20 protein-coding genes and 1 tRNA gene are annotated in these 23,609 nt (G+C 41.0%); 15 read left to right on the plus strand and 6 right to left on the minus strand.

The features are described from left to right. Nucleotides 1–13 precede the first annotated feature (13 nt). The 5 genes from ABC357_RS00395 (at nt 14) to ABC357_RS00415 (ending at nt 5,900) form a co-directional block, all read left to right on the plus strand. Nucleotides 14–1,111, plus strand: a complete 1,098-nt coding sequence (locus ABC357_RS00395; protein ID WP_412885604.1) for an FAD-dependent oxidoreductase — start codon at nt 14–16, stop codon at nt 1,109–1,111. 129 nt (nt 1,112–1,240) lie between these two features. Next, nucleotides 1,241–2,212 (plus strand): MBL fold metallo-hydrolase, encoded by a 972-nt coding sequence (locus ABC357_RS00400; RefSeq protein WP_412885605.1) that lies wholly within the window; start codon nt 1,241–1,243, stop codon nt 2,210–2,212. A gap of 155 nt (nt 2,213–2,367) precedes the next feature. Further along, a complete protein-coding gene (locus ABC357_RS00405) occupies nt 2,368–3,297 on the plus strand; it encodes an alpha/beta hydrolase (protein ID WP_412885606.1) in 930 nt (309 codons plus the stop codon). A gap of 449 nt (nt 3,298–3,746) precedes the next feature. Then, nucleotides 3,747–5,003 (plus strand): MFS transporter, encoded by a 1,257-nt coding sequence (locus ABC357_RS00410; RefSeq protein ID WP_412885607.1) that lies wholly within the window; start codon nt 3,747–3,749, stop codon nt 5,001–5,003. Nucleotides 5,004–5,261: 258 nt separating this feature from the next. Then, nucleotides 5,262–5,900 carry a class A sortase gene (locus tag ABC357_RS00415; RefSeq protein ID WP_412885608.1) on the plus strand — a complete coding sequence of 213 codons (639 nt, stop codon included), beginning with the start codon at nt 5,262–5,264 and terminating at the stop codon, nt 5,898–5,900. A 72-nt stretch (nt 5,901–5,972) separates the two neighbouring features. On the opposite strand, the gene ABC357_RS00420 is transcribed toward ABC357_RS00415, so the two are convergent. Next, complete coding sequence (locus tag ABC357_RS00420) at nt 5,973–6,338, minus strand: hypothetical protein (RefSeq protein WP_412885609.1); 366 nt, start codon at nt 6,336–6,338, stop codon at nt 5,973–5,975. Between the two features lie 489 nt (nt 6,339–6,827). On the opposite strand from ABC357_RS00420, the gene ABC357_RS00425 reads away from it, so the two are divergent. From ABC357_RS00425 to ABC357_RS00465, 9 genes are all read left to right on the plus strand, one after another. Then, nucleotides 6,828–8,123, plus strand: coding sequence for a radical SAM protein (locus tag ABC357_RS00425; RefSeq protein WP_412885610.1), 1,296 nt, complete (start codon nt 6,828–6,830; stop codon nt 8,121–8,123). 15 nt (nt 8,124–8,138) lie between these two features. Then, on the plus strand, nt 8,139–8,858 hold the full coding sequence (locus ABC357_RS00430) for a TorD/DmsD family molecular chaperone (RefSeq protein ID WP_412885611.1): 720 nt from the start codon (nt 8,139–8,141) through the stop codon (nt 8,856–8,858). Nucleotides 8,859–8,876: 18 nt separating this feature from the next. Continuing rightward, nucleotides 8,877–11,453 carry a molybdopterin-dependent oxidoreductase gene (locus tag ABC357_RS00435; protein ID WP_412885612.1) on the plus strand — a complete coding sequence of 859 codons (2,577 nt, stop codon included), beginning with the start codon at nt 8,877–8,879 and terminating at the stop codon, nt 11,451–11,453. A gap of 26 nt (nt 11,454–11,479) precedes the next feature. Beyond that, entirely contained in the window at nt 11,480–12,028 is a 549-nt protein-coding gene (locus ABC357_RS00440) for a DMSO/selenate family reductase complex B subunit (RefSeq protein WP_412885613.1), read from the plus strand. 14 nt (nt 12,029–12,042) lie between these two features. After that, the gene (locus ABC357_RS00445; RefSeq protein WP_412885614.1) at nt 12,043–12,879 is read left to right on the plus strand and encodes a dimethyl sulfoxide reductase anchor subunit family protein; all 837 of its coding nucleotides are present in this window, start codon (nt 12,043–12,045) and stop codon (nt 12,877–12,879) included. A gap of 90 nt (nt 12,880–12,969) precedes the next feature. Then, entirely contained in the window at nt 12,970–13,887 is a 918-nt protein-coding gene (locus tag ABC357_RS00450; RefSeq protein WP_412885615.1) for a 4Fe-4S dicluster domain-containing protein, read from the plus strand. 74 nt (nt 13,888–13,961) lie between these two features. Further along, nucleotides 13,962–14,201, plus strand: coding sequence for a twin-arginine translocase TatA/TatE family subunit (locus ABC357_RS00455; protein WP_412885616.1), 240 nt, complete (start codon nt 13,962–13,964; stop codon nt 14,199–14,201). Between the two features lie 388 nt (nt 14,202–14,589). Further along, the gene (locus ABC357_RS00460) at nt 14,590–15,555 is read left to right on the plus strand and encodes a S8 family peptidase (RefSeq protein ID WP_412885617.1); all 966 of its coding nucleotides are present in this window, start codon (nt 14,590–14,592) and stop codon (nt 15,553–15,555) included. Nucleotides 15,556–16,146: 591 nt separating this feature from the next. Then, complete coding sequence (locus tag ABC357_RS00465; protein WP_412885618.1) at nt 16,147–17,001, plus strand: C39 family peptidase; 855 nt, start codon at nt 16,147–16,149, stop codon at nt 16,999–17,001. Nucleotides 17,002–17,071: 70 nt separating this feature from the next. On the opposite strand, the gene ABC357_RS00470 is transcribed toward ABC357_RS00465, so the two are convergent. From ABC357_RS00470 to ABC357_RS00480, 3 genes are all read right to left on the minus strand, one after another. Next, nucleotides 17,072–17,710 (minus strand): YitT family protein, encoded by a 639-nt coding sequence (locus ABC357_RS00470; RefSeq protein WP_412885619.1) that lies wholly within the window; start codon nt 17,708–17,710, stop codon nt 17,072–17,074. A gap of 91 nt (nt 17,711–17,801) precedes the next feature. Further along, nucleotides 17,802–18,803, minus strand: coding sequence for an ATP-binding protein (locus tag ABC357_RS00475; RefSeq protein ID WP_412885620.1), 1,002 nt, complete (start codon nt 18,801–18,803; stop codon nt 17,802–17,804). After that, the gene (locus ABC357_RS00480; protein ID WP_412885621.1) at nt 18,778–19,458 is read right to left on the minus strand and encodes a response regulator transcription factor; all 681 of its coding nucleotides are present in this window, start codon (nt 19,456–19,458) and stop codon (nt 18,778–18,780) included. The genes ABC357_RS00475 and ABC357_RS00480 overlap by 26 nt, the downstream gene beginning before the upstream one ends. A 600-nt stretch (nt 19,459–20,058) precedes the next feature. Here ABC357_RS00480 and ABC357_RS00485 point away from each other — a divergent pair. Continuing rightward, complete coding sequence (locus tag ABC357_RS00485; protein WP_412888541.1) at nt 20,059–21,909, plus strand: LTA synthase family protein; 1,851 nt, start codon at nt 20,059–20,061, stop codon at nt 21,907–21,909. Between the two features lie 97 nt (nt 21,910–22,006). Here the strand turns inward: ABC357_RS00485 and ABC357_RS00490 are convergent. Together ABC357_RS00490 and ABC357_RS00495 are read right to left on the minus strand one after the other, a co-directional pair. After that, nucleotides 22,007–22,079, minus strand: a tRNA-Lys gene (locus tag ABC357_RS00490). Nucleotides 22,080–22,222: 143 nt separating this feature from the next. Then, nucleotides 22,223–23,170: an L-lactate dehydrogenase gene (locus tag ABC357_RS00495; protein WP_412885622.1), complete on the minus strand. Its 948-nt coding sequence runs from the start codon at nt 23,168–23,170 to the stop codon at nt 22,223–22,225. Nucleotides 23,171–23,609 lie beyond the last annotated feature (439 nt).

Below are 23,609 nucleotides of genomic sequence, written 5' to 3' on the forward strand. Positions count from 1 at the left end.
GAGGGAAATAGTTATGAAATCTAAATCTGAATTGAGAGTAGCCATTATTGGTGGAGGAATTGCAGGTTCTTCGGCTGCCATTGCATTGAAATCGAAAGGAATCCGTGCAGATGTGTATGAGCAAGCGCCTGCTTTTGGAGAGGTCGGTGCCGGCATCGGCCTGCGTCCGCCAACCGTTAATTGCTTCAAAAAATGGGGAGTGTATGAAGATATAGAAAAAGTAACCGCTAGAAGCGATTTTATGGAAATTATAGCTGGGGATGACCAGGTTTTCATTAAAGAAGCATGGCCGGTATTAACGGATGATCAATCAGAGGCATACGCCCGTTTGATTCACCGTGCAGATTTATTGGATACATTAGTAGCTCATGTCCCGGCAGATCAACTGCATTTAAACCATCGCTTAACAGAAATAATCGACCACGGCGCCTATGCTGAAGTGAAATTCACTAACGGCAAAACGATTGAAGCTGATCTTGTCATTGCCGCCGATGGCATTCGTTCACCAATCCGTACACAGGTTTTGGGACAAAATGAGCCGGTATACTCCGGATACCTCGCACACCGTGCATTAATTTCTAATGAAGCGGCACTTGGCATGTCTTCTGAAGAAAATGTCTTACGTATTTATGTGGATGGTGATAATTCCGTCTACTTATTGCCATTGGAAGGCCGCCGGCAAGTTTCTGTAGATATTACTGTTCCAGGTGCGTTTGCTTGGCGTCCGACAGTAACTAAGGATGAAATTATGGAAAGTGTAAAAGGTTTTGGGCCTACAATCCAAAAAATTATTGAAAATATTAAGTTAGAGGATATTGTAACGCGTCCTTTATGTGATCTGGAACCAATGGATAAATGGAGCACTAAATGTGTGACATTGATCGGCGATTCAGCTCACGCCATGCTTCATAATCAAGGGCAAGGTGCTAACATGGCCATCCAGGATGGTGAAGTGCTCGCTCAAGCAATCGTTGAAAAAGAAACAGTTGCTGACGCCCTGCAAAAGTATGAAGAACAGCGTAAACCAATCACAAAGCTTTACCAGGATTTGTCCCGCTTGTTTCCGACGGATAAAGCTGAAACCGCTTTCCCGGAAAAGGCGCACTTCTAAAACAACAAAAACCTTTTTAATCGGTGAATCATTGAGAGTTTTGCAGATAATTCCAGTATAGGTAAGTCATCTTTCGATAGTATGGCAAATTGATTAAGAAAGGAAAATGCTATGAATAGCAGGAAATGGATGATGATATTATTTACGATGGCATTGCCGATTGCTTTATTGTTGGGATGTGGAAATGGTTCAGCGCCAGAAGGGAAAAAGGATGTAGAAGCCAGCAGTAAGCAGAAGACTCCTGTGCAAGACACCCCTTCAGGTTTTATAGTCACCACGATTGGTACGGGATCGCCGCCAACGGAAAAAACAAGGACTTGGGCTGCGACGCTTGTCCAGTATAAGGATAAAAAATTCTTAGTAGATTGCGGCGGAGGTTGTGTACATGGATTGGAAGAGGCGGGCATTAAGCCATACGACATCCATAATATCTTATTTACACATCATCATTCAGACCATGACTCCGATTTTTTGACCATGCTTTTTGCAGGATGGGCTACACACAAGCCGAGAACTGAATTACATGTTATGGGCACGCCTGGCACACAGAAATTCTATGATACAGCAACGGAATTCTATAAGGAAGATATTCAGTACCGAATTAATACGGGGTATGCAACACGAGATGGAATACTGGACCAGGTGAGCGTTTCAGAACTAAAAGGCGGAGAAACATTCGAGCTGGATGGTGTAAAGATTTCGACCGTAAAGGTACCCCATTCTATAAAAGCGGTCGCTTATAAATTTGAGGCTGATGGCAGATCAGTGGTTATTACCGGAGATACTGAATATAGTGAAGGGCTGATCAATTTCTCGAAGAATGCCAATTTAGTAGTGATAGATGGGATGCTTACGCCAGTCAAAGAAGGCGATCCATACCATGATGTATTTGAACGCATCAAACCTCAGTTAGAGAGCGCCCATATAAGTTTGGATGAAATAGGGAAAACCGCGGCAGCGGGGAATTATCAGCAGCTGCTCCTAACCCATTTGTTTAATGGTGAGATGGATCTTAAACGTACAAAAAAAGTAGTAAGTGAACATGGTTTTAAAGGGAAGGTAATGATTGCGGAGTCCTTGAAATCGTATGAGGTCCGATAATATTGAGCAATCTCTATTCAATCAGCGGAGATAGACCATCAGCCTATTTTTGCAAATATGTAAATCTCTTTTCCAAGGTTGGAAAAAGAAACGATTCATTAAAACAAATCCGATCGAGAAGGATCGGGATGAGAGAAATAAGGAGGCAGACAGATATGCCAGTACATCCTGAGATAAAAAAGATTTTGGATTCCATTCCGCCAGCTGAACCTAAACAGAAGATCATACCGGAGGAACATAGAAAAATGTTCAATATCCCTGTTTTACCCATCGAAAAACGTGTGCAGGTTCATAGTGTAGAAGAAAAAATCATTCCAACTCCTGAAGCCGATATACCGGTAAGAATCTATTCACCTGAAGATGCGGAATCATACCCGCTCCTTATGTATTTTCACGGTGGCGCATTCTTCTCTGGAGATTTAGAAAGCCACGATGAAATTGTCCGTCCGATATGTATGGAATCTGGCCATAAAGTCATTTCTGTAGGCTATCGCCTTGCTCCTGAGCATCCTTTTCCTGCAGCATTGGACGATTGCTACAATGCTGTAAAATGGGCAACAGAACATAAGGATGAATTGCAGTGGGACGGAAAGAACCTTGCGATCGCAGGCGATAGTTCAGGAGGAAACATAGTTGCCGCCGTATCGCTGATGTCCCGAAGTAAACAGGAATTTTCTATTTCCAAGCAAGTGCTGTACTATCCATCACTGGATCTTAATTTCAGTGAATTTCGTTACCCTTCATTAGTGGAAAATGGAAAAGGCTATTTTGTGGAAAGCGACCAATTAGCTGAACATAATTCCTTCTATTTAATTGCTGGTGCAGATACGGAAAATCCGCTTGTCTCACCTATTAGAGAAGAGCATTTAGAGAATCTTCCTCCAGCGCTCATCATTACCGCAGAATATGATCCGCTTCGGGATGAAGGGGAACTTTTTGCAGACAAATTGAAGAGATGCGGCGTACAAGTTGAAACAAAAAGATATGAGGGCGCCACCCATGGCTTCTTAGGTAAATTCACTCATCTTGAGGAATATAAGGATGTTTACAAGCGTACAGGTCAGTTTTTAAGGGCGGGGAATTGAATTGAAAGTGGACAGAGAAAAACAACATAATCCAATTAGGTGAGGGGAAAATTGCTAATAAAGGAGAGGTGTTCCGTTCCAGTATTATCTGTACAGCTTAATGGACGAAGCATCTCTCTTTTAAAAAGGTTCCCTTCCGTCTTATTATTTTTCTTCCAACGCAATAAAGGATGCAAAGCCCGTCTATTTCATAGCATCCATTGCAGAATGATGGGCCAAGCCAGCTAAGGGCAGAATCTCATTAACGCAATACCTCTCATTATTTCCTAAACTTGAATGTTTAATGGATTTCATATTCACCCTTTCTTTATAAAAAGGCGGAACAGTCTCATCAAGCCTTGAAATCCAGATGATTGCTATTTCTATCAATCAACTCGGTATCACAGTATTTTATAGATTGTTTTTACTCATTTTAATAATATGTGATTTTAAGGAAGGGTGTTTTTATTATGGAAAAGCGGACATTTTGGCATTATGAAAACAAATTAACTGCTATCTTTTTTTTCTCGATTGGATTTGTATTCTTTGATCGGCTGGCAATCAATTATCTTTTCCCCTTCATGCAGGAAGACTTTAGTTTGAATAACACACAAATTGGTTTGGCCAGTGCAGCTTTGGCATTAACAGGGTCTTTTGCAGGCCCGCTAGGAGGTTACATGTCGGATAAAGCGAAAAGCAAAAAGGCGGTATTGGCCATATTCGTTCTGCTTTTCTCCATTGTTTCTTTGTTGCATGGTTTGATTGCTTCCTTCGCTATGCTGTTTGTCCTTCGTTTGGTAATGGGGGTGGTGGAAGGACCGATTATTCCAATTACACAGTCGATCATTGCTATAGAATCCTCTGAATCCCGGCGCGGCTTTAATACAGGATTCACCATGAATACGGGGAATGCGGTATTTGGCAGCCTATTAGCTCCGCTTGTCATTGTTGCCTTAGCCAATCAATTTAATTGGCATACAGCTTTCTATCTAACTATTATCCCAGGAATCATCTTATCATTGGTCATACTGAAAAACGTAAGAAATCCGCAAAAACTAGAACAATCTGATGCCAATCGAGAAAAGGCGAGTGAGAAGGTACGTTTTAAAGAAGTGGTCAAACAACGCAATATTTGGCTGTCGATTATTATTTTCAGCTGCTTCATGACATACTTGATGGCGTTCAATATTTACGCGCCACTATTCCTTGTAAATGTAAAAGCGTTTTCAGCAAGTACAATGAGTGTTATTATGGCAGCATTCGGAGCAGGTTTTGCAATCTTTGGCATAGTAGTGCCGGCTATTTCAGATCGAATTGGCAGGAAGCCGGCAGCTCTTATTTTTGGATTCTTTTCAATATTGACGCCTCTTTCTATATTCTTTGTTGACTCTGTAACATTGCTAATGGTTTTGGTCTTCTTATTTTCTGCAGGTACAGGAATAGGTGCAATGGTCATGTCTGCAATCCCTGTTGAATCGGTTCCATTCAAATTTGCTGGGGTTGCTGTCGGCCTAGTCATCGGCGTCGGTGAGTTATTTGGAGGTTTCCTAAATCCGATTATTAGCGGGATGGCTGCTGATGCTTGGGGCCTTGCAGCTCCGCTTTTTATTAGTGCTGGTGCAGCGTTCATCGCTTATCTATGTTCATTCTTTATGATTGAATCATTGCCGTCTAAGGTTCGAGCGGTTCAAGAAGAAGAAGTTAGCCCTATTGTTTCAGGGTTGTAAGGATTTGAAGAGTTCCACCTTCTTGGAAAAGAGGCGGGACTTTTGTTGTGCAAGGGAATGTCTGAGTATTTGCCTAAGGTTTACATGATCCTATCTCGTAGTATTAAAAATTCCTTATCTGTAAGTTGCGTGAGAGACAAATAGGCTAAAAGATTATATCCTTAAAATAGACGATAATGGATGGGATAGGCCGATATTATTTATATCTCCGGATTTAAAAGAGAACGGCGAGAATACAGAGATGGGAGAATGGAAGATATGTGGCGTAAGATGATTGCTTTATTCTGCATACTGCTCGGGCTTCTTTTAATAGCAACACCTTTCCTAAAAGATCAAATGGTTGCTCATTTACAAAAGAAAAATCAAGCAACAGAACTGACGGGAAAAGAAGTAGCCGAAAATAGGGCGCTGCGGGCTCGTTATGATTATGATACCATCCAGCCTCCATCGGTAATGAATGTAATGAAAGCTAGCCTGAAGGATTATAAACAATCTATTGTCGGACAAATAAGCATTAAGCAAGTAGGCCTCGAATTACCTATACTAAAAGGGATGACATCGGACAATTTATTGGCAGGAGCAGGCACTATGAGAGCTGATCAACAAATGGGAGTTGGAAATTATCCCTTGGCTGGCCATCATATGAAGCGTACCCATTTATTATTCGGTCCCTTACTTGAAGTTAAAAAAGGTGCGCGTATCGAGTTGACAGATTTCCAGTCAACATATGTATACAAAGTGACAGACAAACAGATTGTTTCTGAGAAAGAAATGGATGTAATCGGACCGTCGGAAGGTAGTAAGGTTACATTAGTCACATGTGACGTGCCTACAGAAACAAATAAGAGACTTATTGTTCAAGGAGAGCTAGTTTCGAAGAAACCATACAGGAAATGAGCGGTTGATTAATAAAATAGTGAAACCAATAACCCATTCAATCATTGAATGGGTTATTGGTTTAGGAAACGGTTAAATGAGCGGGCTTGAAATGACCATAAGGTCTTTCTGAGTGAGAGTTAGGCCCGGCAGTGTAAATGTTGCGGCATTTACGGCGAAGTGATTAATAATCAAGTTGGGATCGCCAGGATGTTGGACGCGCAGCTCATAGTGAAAGGCAGGTGTCGCAACAGTTCGGAATGTGGTTCTATTCGGGGCAACAATTACAGTTTCGTCAGCGGCTACTACGGGGGTTCCGCTATTCCAGTTTAGAATTTGATATCTGAACGTGGCGGGAAAAAAGCCTAGATTCAATATTTCCAAATGGGCAGCTGTTTGCCCGGCAACGGTATTCAATACACCAGACGACAAATTTTTATACGTATTGCAATTGGACATATCGTTCACTCCTTTCTTAAGGGAATAATAGAAGTCAGTTGCTGAGAGTGGATTTGAAAATTTGTCATTATAGTACAATTATATGCTTGGCCACTAATATCGGACAGGGGTTGTGACTAGAGTTTCTAGCACATTTTAATAGAGATCTAATCAAAGGGGGACGCTTAGAACGAATAGCCGATATTCAAGGGGAGAATAGTCTATCCTGTCAAATGATAAAAAAACCGTAACAAATATAGGGTAATTTTATATAGAACACGGATAAATATTATAGTAGTATATAAATGGATGTATAATTTCTTATTTTTGGAAATAATACATTTTTTAACGTGTAAATATTGTTTTTGTAGGCGGATTTTTACGTTGAAATAGTGTATTGGTTTTATACCAAGGAAAGGTTGTTATTCAATAAAAGATTTTAAAATATAATTTTATGTGATTTAATTCACGTAAAGTTCCCATTAATAAAACCAATATGGAGTAGATGTCATGAACCATTCTAAAATATCTAATAAATCATTGCTTTCATATATGAATATATATTCTGATATCCAGGGAGCTACTTTGGAGCATATTGAGCAATTCGGCCTTCCTTTAGCGGATCGCCAAAAGGAAAAGGAAGAATACGAAGCGGTCACCCGTCAGCTAGAAGAAAAGGGAGCCTTAGTCCGAAACAACCGGAAAAGCGTCGTATCGAATGGAAAAATCTCAAGCGCATGTGAAGCATGTAAAACAGGGACGGGCAGCTATACATCGTTCGTTTCTTTGAAATGCCATCGGGATTGTTATTTCTGCTTCAATAAAAATCAAGATGATTATCATTTCTATTTGAATAACCAAAGGAATACGACAGGAGAATTATCAGATTTAATTAAACAGGGTGTTACGTTTACGCATCTTGCTCTCACGGGCGGAGAGCCATTGCTTCATCCGAAGGAAACGATCGATTTTTTCAAATTGGCCCGGGAACTGACTCCGGAAAGCCATACACGACTATATACGACGGGAGATTTATTGAATCCTGCCCTTCTTCAGGAGCTGAAGGAGGCAGGATTGGATGAAATCCGTTTCAGCATCAAGCTTGAAGATTCACAAAGGAAGCAGAACCATATCCTTAAGCAAATAGAGTTGGCTAATCAATATATCCCGGATGTCATGGTAGAAATGCCCGTTATTCCAGGGACAGGGGAGAGGATGAAAGAGCTGCTGCTGGAACTGGACCGTTTAGGAATCTTCGGGATAAATCTTTTGGAGTTTTGCTTTCCGTTCCAGAATGCTTCTGACTTCAGGAAGAATGGATTTGAGTTAAAAAATCCTCCTTATGATGTGTATTACAACTTTTGGTATGCAGGCGGGCTGGCTGTTGCCGAAAGTGAGAATCTTTGCCTGGAGCTGGTTGAATTCGCCATGAAAGAACATATGGATCTCGGTGTCCATTATTGTTCACTGGAAAATAAGTTTACGGGGCAAATCTATCAGCAGAATTTTGATCAGGCACTGGATGGAACTTACCATTTCTCCACTGACGATTATTATTTTAAAACAGCCAAGGTTTTCGGTTCTGATAAGAATAAGGTGAAGAGAATTCTGAAACAGCAAAATCATCCTTTTATTGTGAATAGAGACTATGATTTTCTACAGTTTCCAGTCAAAGCGATTGAAGCATTAAACGAGATCGAAGCTGACATTCTCATTTCCTCCAATGTAGTGGAAATGGATCAGCAGGAAAAAAATATTAGGGAAGTGCATGTAGAGGTTACCACTCCCCAAACATATAGAGTGTAAGGAAGGATGATTAGAATGGAAGCAACCCAACAAAAAATGACACTGGAAGATGTGAGCCATATCTTCCATGCGAGGGAGTTCGCTTACGATGTGCTCCGAAGATTCTTTATCGAGGAGCCATCTAGAGAATACCTGAAACCATTTATCTATCAAAATATGATTGATCTCTTTCCGTTTCAGGAAGAGTCCGAAAGCATTAAGGAAGGGATTCAAGAAATCAAACATTACTGCTCAGCCGCTGATCCGGTAAACAGCAATGAAGATTACGATAGTCTGCACTGGGATTATACCAAGATGTTTATCGGCCCATTCGATATTGAGGTTCTTCCATATGAGTCCACGTATGTTACAAAGGATAAACTCATATTCCAGGGTACGACATTGGCTGTACGCTACATATACGGCAAGTTTGCTTACCAATCCGCTGACCATATGGAAGCGGATGACCATATTGGACTCGAGCTGGATTTCATGTTCCACCTGAATCAGTTGTGCATAGAGTCATGCAATCCAGCCAATCCGAATGCCTTAGCTGAAGTCCAATACTTGCTGCATGAGCAGCATACTTTCTTAGATAAGCATATTTCCAGATTTGTGGATGAATTGTCAGACGGAATCATTGCTCATGCAGATACAGCGTTTTATAAAGGATTGGCAAAAATCCTTCAAGGCTTCATTACAATCGATTTGAAGGTTCTAAATGAACTTTTAAATATACAGCTAGAAAAAAACTAATCGTGTAGGAGGGTTAAGATGATTGATCTAGTAAAGAAAATCAAAGATTTTAAGATAACTAGAAGATCGTTCATCGGATGGACATCCGCTTTGGCTGCTACAGCTGCCATACCAGTATCAAGAGGCCTTGTAGCGAAAGCTGAAGAAAAAATCGGCACTGAAGCTGCCGGTGGAGAAGGCGTATGGAAAACGGCGGCTTGTTGGCATAATTGCGGAAGCAGATGCCTAAACAAAGCTTTGGTTAAAGATGGTGTCGTCATTCGCCAAAAAACCGATGATACACATAAGGATTCACCGGATTTTCCTCAACAACGAGGCTGCTTGCGCGGTCGTTCACAGCGCCACCAAGTGTTTAACGCAGACCGTTTGAAATATCCGATGAAACGAAAGAACTGGGCTCCAGGCGGAGGCAAAAAAGAATTGCGCGGTAAGGACCAATGGGTGCGCATTTCATGGAATGAAGCGATAAATCATATAGCTTCCGAAACCAAACGGATTTCCAAGAAATACGGAAACGAATCTATTTGGGTTACAGGAGACGGTGACATCAGTAAAGTCATGTCGACTGTCGGAGGCCATACGTCCAGCACTGGAACTATTTCATGGGGGGCTTGGCTATATACGTATGAAATGCTTGGTGTTGGTGAGGGGCTTTATGTTAACGGCATCAACGATCGCCTTGATCTGCGCAACTCGCAACTGATTGTTCTGTGGGGAGCCAACCCTGCTTGGAGTACGATGGGAAGCGCAACTTATAACTATCTGCAAGCAAAAAAAGCAGGTGCACGCTTTATTACAATCGACCCATTGTACACAGATTCAAGCAATATCTTCGGTGCTGATTGGGTACCTGTCCGTCCTGGGACAGACCATGCCCTTGCACTTGGCATTATGTATACATTATTGGATGAAGACGATCCGAAAACGAATCCGTTGGTGAAATGGGATTTCTTGAATAAATACACAATCGGGTTTGATAAAGACCATATGCCTAAAGGAGCAGATCCGAAAGAGAACTTTAAGGATTACCTATTGGGCACATATGATAAACAACCGAAAACACCAGAATGGGCTTCGGAAATCTGTGGCGTAAAACCTACAAAAATCCGTGAGCTAGCACGTGAAATCGGCGGTACGGACCGAGTAGCTCTATTGACTGGCTGGGCACCGGCACGTACGAATAACGGCGAAGGCTGGGTACAGGCATTCTCAACTCTTGGCATGATGACTGGCCATATGGGAAGCTCGGGCAATATGACGGGTGTAAGCTGCTGGGAATATGCCGGCAATATGGGTCCGATGCTCGTGAATAGCGGAGGAGATAATTTGCCATCCGTTGAAAATCCAATCGATAACATGATCAATGAAAATCAGATTTTCGATGCAGTTTTAACGGGCAAATACTTGCAGAAGGGCGAGGGTGAACGAAAAGTAAATATTCAATTCATCTATCATAATTACAATGCCACACTGCAAACAAGAAGCAATATCATGAGGGGCATAAAGGCCCATCGTCAAGTGGAATTCGTCGTTTCCCATGCGTATGCTTTAACAACTAATGCTAAATATTCCGATATCGTTCTCCCGGTTACAACTGAATGGGAAAATGTCGGCAATGTAAAAGGCGGTAACCGTGAAATTTTAATTACTTGGACTAATATCATCGATCCTTTATACGAAGCAAAGAGTGACCAGGAAATCGCCAAATTATTGTTAAAAGCATTGGGCAAAGATCCGAAAGAAGTCTATCCATTCGACGAGAAGCAGCAATTCTTTAATAAATTGGCAGGCAGCACCGTTGTGGCAGCCAATGGCGTCGACTATGAACCATTGCTGACCATCACGGCAGCGGATATTAAAGAATGGGGAGTGCAAGGAAAGCCTCAGCAAGGGCGTGTGCCGCTGAAAGAATATTTGGATAAAGGCATTTATCAAGTGCCGCGTAAACCGGGCGATAATTTCGGTTTCATCGCATACAAGGATTTCATTGATGATCCTGCGAAAAATCCAGTATCCAGCGAGAGCGGTAAATTTGAAATCTATTGTAAGGCGATGCACGAAGCATCCAAAACAGCTTTCACAGAGATCGCTCCGATCGCTAAATACGAACCAAGAGCAGAAGGATATGAGTCCACTTTCGAAGATTTCGAAACGAAGAAAAAAGGCAAGTATCCTTACCAAGTGTTCAATCCTCATTATTTGAGACGTTCGCACAGTACATTCGATAACGTGCCGCAGCTTCGTGAGGCTTGGCCGAATCCGGTGTATGTCAGTGCCCAGGATGCAAAGGATCTAGGCATTAAAGATGGCGAGACAGTACTGTTATCCAATGAGCACGGAAAAACATTGCGTCCGGCAAAAGTAGTGGAAACAATCATGCCTGGTACGCTCGGTCTGCCGCATGGCGCATGGGTTGACCTGGACGAAAATGATGAAATCGACCGCGCAGGTGCAGATAATATGCTGGTAGGGTATGTGCCGACAGGATTGGGAACATCCGGCTATAATACGGCCAGATGTAACCTGGAAAAATGGGACGGCGAACAGCTGGAAGAAGACTATAAATGGAAGCAACGTATCATCGATTATAAATAAAATGAAAAGGAAGGAGGCCGCAAGAAATGGCGCAAATGGGTTTCTATATAAATGTTGCAGAATGTATAGGCTGCAAGACATGTGTTGTTGCTTGTAAGGATACGAATAACTTGGAGGTAGGCAGAAACTTCAGACGTGTATATGATTTTACAGAAGGAACATATCCGAATGTATCAATGAGACATATATCGATTTCATGCAATCATTGTGATGAACCTGCATGTGTGAAAGGATGCCCGACCAATGCTATGCATAAGCGCAAAGAGGACGGTGTAGTAGTTGTCGATCACGATAAGTGCATCGGCTGTAAATATTGTGAGTGGAATTGCCCTTACGGTGCTCCACAATACAGTGAAGAGCTTGGCATGATGACAAAATGTGATACTTGTCTGGATTTGCGAGAAAAAGGGGAGGAGCCGCATTGTGTGACTTCTTGTCCGATGCGTGCCATTGAATTTGGCGAAATCAGCAAATTGCGTGAGAAATATGGAAAAAATGCGGATATTAAAGGGATTCCAAGTTCGTCAATCACAAAACCGAATTTAGTGATTACACCACTTAACCAATCAAATTAAAGGAGGGGTTCTTCATGAATGAGTGGGCTTTGTTGGTATTAACTGTAGCCGTTCCAGCTGCTGTAGGGGGAATGCTATTTCTATGGTTCGCACAGCTTCTTTTAAAGAAAAAGGGCGAAGAGCTGTTCAGTATGATGAAATGGCCATTGATCATCCTGGCAGTCATTTCTGTCATTGGGTTATTCGCATCATTCTTCCATTTGGGCAAACCAATCCATGCGCTGAACGCAGTAAGAGGATTTGGACGCTCGTGGATGAGCAATGAAATTGTCGTTACAGGATTATTCATTGCAATGGCGTGTATAACTGCCGGTTTGGCATTGGTACAAAAGAAGATCAATCCAACCTTAATGCTGATCACTGGAATCGTTGGATTGGCCGATATTTTCTGTATGGCAGAGCTTTATAGAGTAACGAGAGTAAATGGCTGGGATACATTGAATACATTTTTGGTATTCTATGGAACAGCGTTTACGCTTGGGCCTGTTCTGGGTGCCAGCTTGTTGATCAAGACAATGGAAGGCGGCGCTTTGAGAAAAATCATGAAATGGGCGTTTGCCATTGGAATTTTTGGCGTAGCCATCCAATTGATCGGTACAGCAATGTTTAATGGGTATATAGCTGACACCCAATTGATCAATACGATTTCAGCTTCGGAAAAATTAGAGGGATATACTAGTTTCATCGGAATACGCTGGGTCATTGAAGCAATTGGACTAGCTGTGATCGGATACCTTGCTCTTTCATCAGGCAAAAAGAAAGCAAATTATACATTAATTTATGCTTCTTTAGCCGTTTTCTTAGTTGCAGAAGGAATGAGCAGATACGTATTCTACGTACTTGGCGCCTAAGAAGGTAAATGTTTCCGGCAGTTCCCTTTGAAGAGGGGCTGCCGGATGAAAATGAAATAATGTTCTATGGCAGGTGAGGAGGCGGTTTGAATGGGGATTGTAGGTTTATGGGCAGAGAGTTTGGATTATCAATATGAAATTGATGAAACAACCTGTGTAAGGCATAAGAGCCCTTTTTCAACGTGTAACCGTTGTACGGAGGTTTGCCTTGAACAGGCTATTGAGTGGGACAGGGGTAAGCCGTCAATTAACAGGGAACTTTGCACAGAATGCGGTAAATGCCTTGCTAATTGCTCCGTGCAGGCCATCGCCGGCATCTATCCAAAAAGGAAAGTCTGGAATGGGGAATTAATCGTAGAGCCGCAATCCATTCCTTCTGCAAAGGAAATGCTTATATACTATGCTAAGGGTATCCATTCAGCGGCAACTGAACAAGAGGCGGCCGAGAAGGAATTGGTCGATTCCCTTGAAGAAGCCAATTCTGTATTACTTGCACTTGGTAAAGAGCCCATTCAATTGAAAATGGGAGCCACACTGCCGGATGAACAGGAGAAAACCTATTCAAGGCGCGACTTGTTTTCCCTTTGGAAAACAGAGAGCCAGTCTATCATGAAAGAAGTCACGCCTGCTAAGTGGAGATTCAATCAAATGGATTTTGAGCTGGCGAAACATTATAAAGAAACTCAATTCTATCATGTTGAAATCGATCCTTTAAAGTGTTCATTGTGCAAGATATGCGAATCATTATGTGTGAAAGAGTGCTTCAGGTTGAGTGAAAATCAATTTACAATCTCTCCACATTCTTGTGCCGACTGTCGATTGTGCATGGATACATGCCCGGAGGGAGCGATCCACATTCAAAAAAAAATTTCGAATGTACAGCCGCAACAGTATCATGTTTTTGATCGGACATGCACTTCCTGTAAAAAGGAATTCAAAACATTGAGAGAGGATGACAGGCAATGTTTTGTATGCCAAAAACGGAAGGCTGGTTACTTATCAAGTTAAACAGAAAAGCCTATATCCCAGGTATGGATATAGGCTTTCATAAAAACTAAACGACGTAGAAAGGATGTTATTACATGTTTTCAAATATTGGCGTTCCAGGACTTATATTGATTCTAGTGCTTGCCTTAATCATCTTTGGACCGAAAAAATTGCCAGAGGTAGGAAGAGCTTTTGGACAAACATTGCGTGAGTTCAAAAAATCGACCCGGGAATTAACGAGCGATGTGATGGAAGAGGCAGATGTGAAGAAAGAAACCGTTCTTCAAGCAAAAGAAGAAAATGAGGAGCCCGGCGTAAAGCAAAAAGCAGAATAGGATGGAAAGGTACAGGGGGTTCCTAACTTCCTGTCTTTTTTATGAGATACGTTAAAAATGGTGATATTCACAGTTGAAAAAGAGGGTATTTTTCATTATACAGCTTCAAGTGCCACCCCCTCGAGGGCTTAAGCTCAATCTCTGCCAAAGGGTAAGGGCAGCCTTTGATAGGAGCCCTTCTTAAGCTTGTCGGGGACAACCGGCGCTTTCCGCTTTTGTTTTTAGCATGCGATTATAGTAAGCGGCGTATAGTAAATGTCGAAATTTGTATGACTTAAGTCCTTTAATATCGATCTAAAGTCCCTGTTAAAATTGACTGAATATTTGTAAAATTATACCAACAACTTGAAATGTCATGCTGGACAAAACCTGTAAGGAGGGAATAGTAATGAAGAAAAATATGCATTTATTTCCACATCAGGTAGATGAAGTAGTCGCGGCTGTATCAGAGGTACCTAAAGGAATAGAGTTGATTCAGGCGCCGGAGCTTTGGGGCCGGAATAGAGGCAAAGGCATTGTAGTCGCGATTCTGGATACAGGATGCGATATCGAACATCCAGATCTTAAAGGGCGGATTATCGGCGGAAGGAATTTTACTGATGACGATTCCGGAAATAGTGGTATGTATCAAGATTACAATGGGCATGGAACGCATGTAGCTGGAACAATCGCAGCAGAGGAAAACGGAAAAGGAGTAGTGGGAGTAGCTCCTGAAGCAAGTCTTCTAATTGTAAAAGTGCTGGATAAGGAAGGATCGGGCACTTATGAGTCAATTATTCAAGGCATTGAATATGCAGTGGAACAAAAAGCTGACATCATTTCTATGAGCCTTGGTGGACCAGTCGATATGCCAGAACTGCATGAAGCGATCAAAAGAGCGGTACAACAAGGCATTTTGGTTGTTTGTGCAGCGGGGAATGACGGAGATGGGGATGATAGAACCGATGAATTGGATTATCCCGGATGCTACAATGAAGTTATTTCTGTAGGCGCGGTCGATTTGGACAGACATTCCTCACGCTTTAGCAATTCCAATAATGAAGTGGATTTAGTGGCTCCTGGAGAACAGATTCTTTCAACGTTTAAAAATGGGAAATATGCCACTCTAAGCGGAACGTCAATGGCGACTCCACATGTATCGGGGGCGATGGCCTTATTGAAGAACTTGTCTAATGAAAGCTTTGGGCGCCATTTAACTGAAGCGGAATTATATGCACAATTAATTAAACGAACCATTCCCCTAGGCTATTCACAAAGAAGTGAAGGGAATGGTTTATTATATTTGGCGGTCGATCGATATTTAGAAAAGCTTTCAGAAGAAAAAGTGGCTTCCTTGTATATAAAAACTGAATAAGACAAGTTTGGTTTTGGCAATCCTTTCCCTAAGGGGGCTAAGGATACAATTTAAGCGTGGCTTGGGTGGTATGCTCCTGTTTTTCTATTACGGAAAAAGGAGGTGACATATCCATGCAATTCCTCCAATCGATTGTGGAGAGTTCTATTATGGTTTTTTTTACGACACTAGCCTCAGCCGCTGCCTATCATGTAGCAAGCATGAGGAAAAAGGGTAAAAGAAAAACCACCCAACGCCGCAGCAAACGGAAAGGTGGTTCTTGATTGGAAAAGTATAGGCCCCTAAGAAGAAGCAATGGGAATAGTCAAGGAGTTGCCGCTCCTTGGCTATTTCTGTTTCTTCTTCCATCCTAGTACGCCTTTCTCTATTTATCAAGTTTTTCCATTGTCTAATTTTAATAAAATGATTTTTGGGGTTTTTATGAAAGAAATTTACTTTCCGAAGTGCGTTCATAGTGCATCTTATCAATCATTTAGAAAACAGCTAAACAAAAAAGTGAAAATTTATTTTGTTTTTTATTTACAATGTTGTGAGAATATACTATATTTTAATTCTGTTCATTATTTTACTATTCCAAGGGGGAATTGAGGATTGAAAAAGACGTTGTCGGTTTTATTATCATCCGTGTTATTGGCTGGGGCGATTGGAACTGTTGCATTGGATAAAGCAGATGCAAAAACGAAGAGTAAGACAACACAAAAACCGAAAGAAGAAAGAGTGATTCCGTATCCAAAGGGCTACAATTTGACGGAAGGCGCTGCAGGCTATGCATTGCAAGGTAATCATAAGAATTCTCCGTACTTCTCGACTGTGGATTATTATAAAGCCAAGTCTTCGAAGAGCAGAGTTATGCTGGAGAAATTCAAGACATACCAGCAAACAAAAGAATATTCCTGTGGACCGGCATCTGCATTGATGGTGCTGAATCATTATAATGTGAAGAAATATGATGAGTTGCAAATCGCTAAAATGATGAAAACTCATGTTGATATAGATGGAGATAATACAGTTGAAAAAGGTGTTGCCAATGAGCGCGGTGAATGGGGTACAAGCACTGACCGAATGGTATCCTTCTTCAAGCAAATCGGCTGGAATGTAAAATCCAGCTTGGACAGCAAAAAAGAAGACGGCACAACATTTGCTTCACCAGTTGAATTCAAAAAATTTGTCCAAAGCAATCTGAAGCAAAAAACACCTGTCATGGTTGAATGGTCCGATTGGGGGGCGCATTGGCAAGTGGTAATTGGATATGATGATATGGGTACACCGGCATTTACCGGTGATGATGTCCTGATTTTGGCTGATCCATATGATACGTCTGACCACAATCAAGATGGCTATTACACATTCAATGCTGAAAGATTTTTCTATATGTGGCACGATGACCGTGTATTGCCTGAATCGCAGAGCGACCAGCAATGGATAGTTGCGAAGCCGGGAAAATAATAAACAACAAAAGCGTCTCCACTTCAACGGGAGGCGCTTTTGCTATTATGGATTGAAAAATGGATCAACTTTAAATAGCAGCTTTTTTTGAGCTATTGGATGCATGTTGTTTTTTCATAAAATACCCAAGCAGCCAGGAATAGAGAAAGGTAAATATAATGCCGACGACAATCGACTTCCACCCGAATACGATGAATCCGACTGCCAGGACAATGATATTGATCAACCGGATGGTCGCAGCGATATTAACGCCCGGATTCTTTTTATGCAGTATTAGGGCAATAATGTCCATTCCCACTGTGGAAGCATTGCGGGATATACAGCAATAATAGCCGAATGCAATAAACACGCTAGATAAGGCCATGTCAAGAAAGAGATTGGTCGTCAAATCAGCCTTTATATGAAAAAACAGCGAAAAAAAGAATAAGTAGAAGCAGCTTCCGATAATTGATTTTACAAAGTTCTCCTTGCCTAAAAAGAAGAGGCTGACCAATAAGAGCAATATCATAATACTATTGTTTAAGAAAACTATGGAGAATGTCGATAAATGGTGAAAAATGAGCGACAGGCTTGTCACTCCGCCATTAATGATTTCATGAGGGACCATCCATTTAGCATAAGCAAAGCTCATGGCAATGTTGCCGATGATGATGTAGGTCAGATCAGTAACCCAAATCTGTTTTTGAGAGAAAAAAGGATTTAAAGACATGTACTTCACGCTCCTTCATCATTCAGCATATCAGGAATGGCGGAGTTATGAAAAAATAAGAATGGAATTATGCACAATTGCCCTTTTGTGCCTACGTATCAAGGCCAGCTATGGTGTCTTTAAAAAATAGAGCAACCTTCGTACCTCTCCCTTTTTCTGATTCCACGGTGATGGTATGGTTTAGCTTGTTGCCGATTTGCTTCACCATATAGAGCCCTATTCCTGTGGCTGAATGATGCTGGCGGCCGTTTTTTCCTGTAAAAAAAGGATCGAATACTCTGGCGAGGTCTTCAGTATCAATTCCGATGCCTGTATCTTCAATAGTGAGCAAAATACCGTCTTCGCGGCTGTCTGTTGAGATTGTGATATATTGCTGCCCATGGCTATATTTAATGGAATTGGATAAAATTTGCTCTATCATATAGCGGCACCATTTATGGTCAGTGAAGACATGGTGCTGTTCATCTATTGCTACTTTAGGATAAACATGGGCATAAATAAAGTCTTTTTTCTTACAGTTGACTGCTTCGGTTACCAATGCGGCCAAATTGGTTTTCTCGGGAAGATAATCCCTTGAAAAATCGTCAAGGCGCAATACATTCAAGCACTCCTCCAAATTTTGCTTCAGTTTTTCATTCTCTTCCCGGATATCATTGACCGCATCAGCGGTTCCTTTTTTGGCGGCCAGATCGATGATGGCAATGCTGCCTTTCATATTATGTATCCATTGGTAAAAAAGGGCTTTATGCTCTTTAAACATGTTGTCCTTTTGATATAATTGTTGATGGTATTTTTGGTGGATCTCATTGATTGTCCCGAAAACCATCCGTTCTTCCAATGTAAGGTCATCTGTCTCTATATAAGGGCTTTCCTTGGCTTCTGCAATTTTCTTGGAAAAATGCCAATGCACCATACAGCTTATCCCTATATAAATGGCTAGCAGGAAAAGGGAGAGTCCGAGCGGATAAAGGAATTCATGGTAGCTATGCAGCAGATAAAAATACAAAAGCAGGAGTACGGTATTAATTGAATAAAAGACGATAAATGTTGCTTTGATTTTAAGGACGTCAGTCAGCAGCTGGATGAAACGCATATCCGACACCTCTTTTTGTAGAAATAGCATATCCGAGGCCGCATTCCTGCAATTTCTTTTTTACCCTAGTAATGTTGACGGTCAATGTATTGTCGTCGACGAATGCGACATCATCCCATATAGCCTCAAGCAATTCCTCTCTGGAGATGACTTCATTGGGATGCTGCATGAACATCATTAGCAGCCGGTACTCATTTTTGCTCAGTTCCAGTTGCCGGTCCTTATATTGTAGCTTCATGCTATCATGCTGAAGCGTAAGTTCCCCTGCTACGCTTTCTGCTTCTTCGGCGGTCGCCTGGGATCTTCGGAGGACAGCCTGGATTTTTGCCAACAGGATGCCGATGCTGAATGGTTTGGTTATATAATCATCAGCCCCCAGTTCAATACCGCGGATCTGCTCTCCCTCGTCGCTCCGTGCGGAAAGGATGATGACCGGAATATTGAAATGTTTCCTTAGCATTTTCACATAATAGAATCCATCGAATGTCGGCAAATTTATGTCGAGAAGGATCAAATCAGGCATGGCTTCTTTTACTTCCTCCAGGACTGAATCGAAATCATTAATAATTTCGACGTCGAATTCATAAGCTGTTAAATATTCTTTTAAATACTTCTGTAGTTTTAAATCATCTTCAATGACAAAAAGTGTAGGCAATGGGTCCACCTCTTCTTCTTATTTTTACAATTAGTTCTTCCGATTTGGCTATCTTCATTATTGTAGCTGACTATAAGAACTTATTCATTATGAAATAATGCGAGTATCCCATAAAAAGAGGCAAGCATCAAAAAGTTGCGCTATTCTTCAAAGAAACTTAAGAAATTCTTAAAGATTGTCTGCTAGAATATGTAACAATCAGGGAATACAGCCATGTCTGGGCAGGTTCATCTGGCTATCCTTTCTAATTATTTCTATGTGCATAACATCCATTGAGACTCTTCGTGAAATCTGCTAAAGTGAATATAGTAAAGATAAGCAGCTGTTTGGCAGCCGCCTATTTTTTTGCAGTAAGCATCACGTGATGGATGTGGCAGCACCATCGCCGATTACCTTCTTTTACTAATTGCTTTTTCGCCGAAAGAGTATTAATCTCTTATCTTATGGCGCACATAAATAGAAAGTTAGTTATTGCCCGCGTGCTTAAAATAAAGCCTTAAGCTTACATGCAATTACTTCATATACAATGTGCAGAGGAGGACTATGACTTTGAAAAAGTTTCTGACTAAAGAGAAACTGTCACACACAAGCATTTCGTTAATGGCTCTTGCCATCATCATGCTTTGGATAAAAACATATATAACCTATAAAGTAAGTTTTGATATCGATATAGAGAATGGAATGCAGGAGTTCATCCTGTTCATTAATCCATTATGCTTCCTGATGTTGATCTTTGGATTCGGGCTATTCTTTAAGGATAAATTCAGGCCAATCTATATAATGGCCATGAGTATTATCGTTTCGGCCATTCTATATGGGAACGTCGTGTATTATCGTGAATTTACAGACTTCCTGACGATCCCATTATTAAAACAGACAAGTAATCTTGGCGATTTAAGCTCAAGTATATTGACGCTTATGTCACCATGGGACCTATTGTTCTTTGTCGATGTTCTGATCCTTGGTTTAGTCATGAAATTTAAACCTTCATTTGTTGTCAATAAGACATACACGAAGACCAATCGACGCGTTTATTTCCTTCTAGTTGTGGCAATTGGATTCTTCAACTTAGGACTTGCAGAAACAGAACGTCCTGAGCTTTTGACTCGTACGTTTGACCGCGAGATGCTTGTTAAAAATATCGGCACATACAACTACCATTTATATGATGCCTATTTAGCGACAAAAACATCCGCACAGCGTGCAATGGCTGACGGAAGTGAATTGGCTGAAATTGAGAACTACTCAAATGCCAATTATAAAGAGCCGAATAAAGACACATTCGGTATCGCCAAAAATAAGAACGTTATTCTGATTAGTTTGGAAAGTTTGCAGAGTTTTGTGATTAACAACCAATTATATGGCGAGGAAATTACGCCATTCTTAAATAAGTTCATTAAAGAGAGCTATTACTTCGATAATTTCTATCATCAAGTTGGACAAGGAAAAACATCGGACTCAGAATTCCTTCTGGAGAATTCGTTATATCCGATCGGCCGAGGTTCCGTATTCTTCACCCATTCACAGAATGAATATACAACCTTTGCCGAATCACTGAAGAACAAGGGATATAATACAGCCGCACTCCATGCGAACAATAAAAGTTTCTGGAATCGCGATGTTATGTATAAAGCGCTTGGCTATGACAGATACTACAATATTGAAGATTATGATGTAAATGAACAAAACTCAGTCGGTTGGGGCTTGAAGGATAAAGATTTCTTTACACAATCCATGGCCCACCTGAAAGAATTGGAAGCTCAAGGTGCCCCATTCTATGCGAAGTTCATTACATTAACAAACCATCATCCATATACGCTGGGTGAAGAGGATGCAACTATCGGCAAATTTGATTCTAATTCAAAGACGCTTAATAATTACTTCCAAACGGTACGCTATATGGACGAAGCTGTTGAACAATTCATTAATGGCTTGAAGACAGAAGGACTTTATGAAAACTCGATCATAGTCATGTACGGTGACCATTATGGTATTTCTGAAAACCACAACGTAGCTATGGCAAAGTATTTGAATAAAGACAGCATCAACGGTTTTGATTCTGCTCAATTACAGCGTGTACCACTGATTATCCATGTCCCTGGCCAAAAAGGACAGGTCATCTCTAAAGTATCCGGCCAAATTGACTTAAAGCCGACAATATCGGATTTGCTTGGAATCGATACAAAAGGCAGCATCCAATTGGGGACAGATATATTCTCTAAAGATAAGCTTGATTTTACTGTATTCCGTGATGGCAGCTTCATTACAAAGGATTACGTGTATACAGGTGAAACGCTGTACGACAAAAAAACCGGTGAAGTCATTCCGGATAAGTCGGTAGCAAAACCATATATCGATAAAGCACAGCAAGAGCTGGAATACTCAGATAAGATTATATATGGCGACTTGCTCCGTTTTACTCAGCAGGGCCAGCAGCACATAGCAAATTAAGATATCATGCAAAAACCTCTTAGCACTCCTGCTAAGAGGTTTTTTAGATACAAAATAAAAAGGGATACAAAGGTGAACTCCTTTGCATCCCTTAGTATGGGTTGTGAGGGGATCGAACCCACGACCCGCTGATTAAGAGTCAGCTGCTCTACCAACTGAGCTAACAACCCGTTGTTTCTGTGAAACAATATATATATTATAACGCTATAAAATTAAGTGTAAAGAAATGCGCTTGTTATTTCAGAAAATAACAAAGAGGAAAGATGAAAAGGAAGAAACCCACATTGATAGTGGGTTTCTTTCTTTTGGAAAACTAGCCGATCATAGTCATATGTTCTTTCAAGATACTTTCAGACTGGCGGAATTTGTTCATTTCTTCGTCAGTTAAACGAAGTTCAACGACTTCTTTTACACCGTGGCGTGTAATAATGGCTGGTACGCCCATACAAATGTCCTTCATGCCATATTCACCATTCAATATAGTGGAGACGGCAATAATTTTATGATCATCATTGAAAATAGAGCGTGTGATATAGGCAATTGCATTACCGATGCCATAATAAGTGGTCCCTTTACGATTCAGGATTTCAAATCCTGCTTTTCGGACCTGGTCTGTAATTTCATCCAAATCGATATTGCTGAATTTTTCTTTGTGCTCATCAAGAATTTGCATGAATGGTTTCCCGCCGATCGTTAAGTGGGACCAAGCGACAAATTGGGAATCGCCATGTTCACCCATTGTATATCCGTGAATACTGCGAGGGTCTACATCGATATGCTGTGAAAGGATGGATTTCAAACGGGATGAATCTAAAGAAGTACCTGTTCCAAGCACTTGGTTTCTTGGCAGTCCGGATTCTTTCCATACAAGATAGGTGATTATATCGACCGGATTGGAAGCTACTAAGAAAATGCCTGAGAACCCGCTCTTCATGACTTCTGTAACGATGGATTTGGCGATCTTCGCTGAAATTTCCAATGTATCGAGCCGTGTCTGGCCAGGCTTTGGGGGTCCGCCTGCCGTAATAATAATGATATCCATATTTTTGCAATCATCGTACGTGCCTAAATGGACTTTTGTGCGGGAAGATGTGAAATCTACGCAATGTTGAAGATCCATCACTTCGCCAAGAGCTCTTTCTGTGTTTACATCGATCAATACTAATTCATCGACAATATTTTGGTTAACGATTGAATAGCCGGCGCTGGCCCCGACGAAGCCTGTGCCGATAATGGCTACTTTTCTTGTGGAACGTATCATAATATGTCTTCTCTCCTCTATAGGTTGTTTCCTTTATTTTCTGATTTATCAATATGCGAATCATGCAGCCTTCACCATCAAGAATAGCTGTGAAGTACTGAACATAAAACGTATACATGAATTATATGGTGTAAATCCACTGTGTGAGAATAGTTTTGACTGTACATTTTTTCTTTATGACTTTTTTTTGTATGAAGTCAGATTTTACAGAAAAAAAGTGCAAGAAAGAGCATCCATCAATAATTGTCCGTTCGTATCTATATAAAAGATGATAGAAGAATATTGAGGTCGTTGGCAGAGATAGATTTTTTTAAGCATACTCGGGTGAATCAGTTAAAAATCCGCTTAGGCGGATATTAAAAAAGGATATGAATGTGTTAAAATTTAACAATAATCAAGAAAGGTGTGATGTAAATGGAAAGTGTACATAGCAGCAGTC

The organism is Bacillus kalamii (assembly GCF_047238185.1).
Taxonomy (GTDB): Bacteria; Bacillota; Bacilli; order Bacillales; family DSM-1321; genus Bacillus_AD.

Bases quoted from the DNA above. Each gene is read 5' to 3' on its own strand.
- ABC357_RS00430 (WP_412885611.1), top strand. From the start codon at position 8,139: ATGGAAGCAACCCAACAAAAAATGACACTGGAAGATGTGAGCCATATC.
- ABC357_RS00395 (WP_412885604.1), top strand. From the start codon at position 14: ATGAAATCTAAATCTGAATTGAGAGTAGCCATTATTGGTGGAGGAATT.
- ABC357_RS00470 (WP_412885619.1), bottom strand. From the start codon at position 17,710: ATGTCTTTAAATCCTTTTTTCTCTCAAAAACAGATTTGGGTTACTGAT.
- ABC357_RS00475 (WP_412885620.1), bottom strand. From the start codon at position 18,803: ATGCGTTTCATCCAGCTGCTGACTGACGTCCTTAAAATCAAAGCAACA.
- ABC357_RS00415 (WP_412885608.1), top strand. From the start codon at position 5,262: ATGTGGCGTAAGATGATTGCTTTATTCTGCATACTGCTCGGGCTTCTT.
- ABC357_RS00445 (WP_412885614.1), top strand. From the start codon at position 12,043: ATGAATGAGTGGGCTTTGTTGGTATTAACTGTAGCCGTTCCAGCTGCT.
- ABC357_RS00460 (WP_412885617.1), top strand. From the start codon at position 14,590: ATGAAGAAAAATATGCATTTATTTCCACATCAGGTAGATGAAGTAGTC.
- ABC357_RS00485 (WP_412888541.1), top strand. From the start codon at position 20,059: ATGGCTCTTGCCATCATCATGCTTTGGATAAAAACATATATAACCTAT.
- ABC357_RS00420 (WP_412885609.1), bottom strand. From the start codon at position 6,338: ATGTCCAATTGCAATACGTATAAAAATTTGTCGTCTGGTGTATTGAAT.
- ABC357_RS00450 (WP_412885615.1), top strand. From the start codon at position 12,970: ATGGGGATTGTAGGTTTATGGGCAGAGAGTTTGGATTATCAATATGAA.
- ABC357_RS00425 (WP_412885610.1), top strand. From the start codon at position 6,828: ATGAACCATTCTAAAATATCTAATAAATCATTGCTTTCATATATGAAT.
- ABC357_RS00455 (WP_412885616.1), top strand. From the start codon at position 13,962: ATGTTTTCAAATATTGGCGTTCCAGGACTTATATTGATTCTAGTGCTT.
- ABC357_RS00440 (WP_412885613.1), top strand. From the start codon at position 11,480: ATGGCGCAAATGGGTTTCTATATAAATGTTGCAGAATGTATAGGCTGC.
- ABC357_RS00400 (WP_412885605.1), top strand. From the start codon at position 1,241: ATGATGATATTATTTACGATGGCATTGCCGATTGCTTTATTGTTGGGA.
- ABC357_RS00410 (WP_412885607.1), top strand. From the start codon at position 3,747: ATGGAAAAGCGGACATTTTGGCATTATGAAAACAAATTAACTGCTATC.
- ABC357_RS00435 (WP_412885612.1), top strand. From the start codon at position 8,877: ATGATTGATCTAGTAAAGAAAATCAAAGATTTTAAGATAACTAGAAGA.
- ABC357_RS00405 (WP_412885606.1), top strand. From the start codon at position 2,368: ATGCCAGTACATCCTGAGATAAAAAAGATTTTGGATTCCATTCCGCCA.
- ABC357_RS00495 (WP_412885622.1), bottom strand. From the start codon at position 23,170: ATGATACGTTCCACAAGAAAAGTAGCCATTATCGGCACAGGCTTCGTC.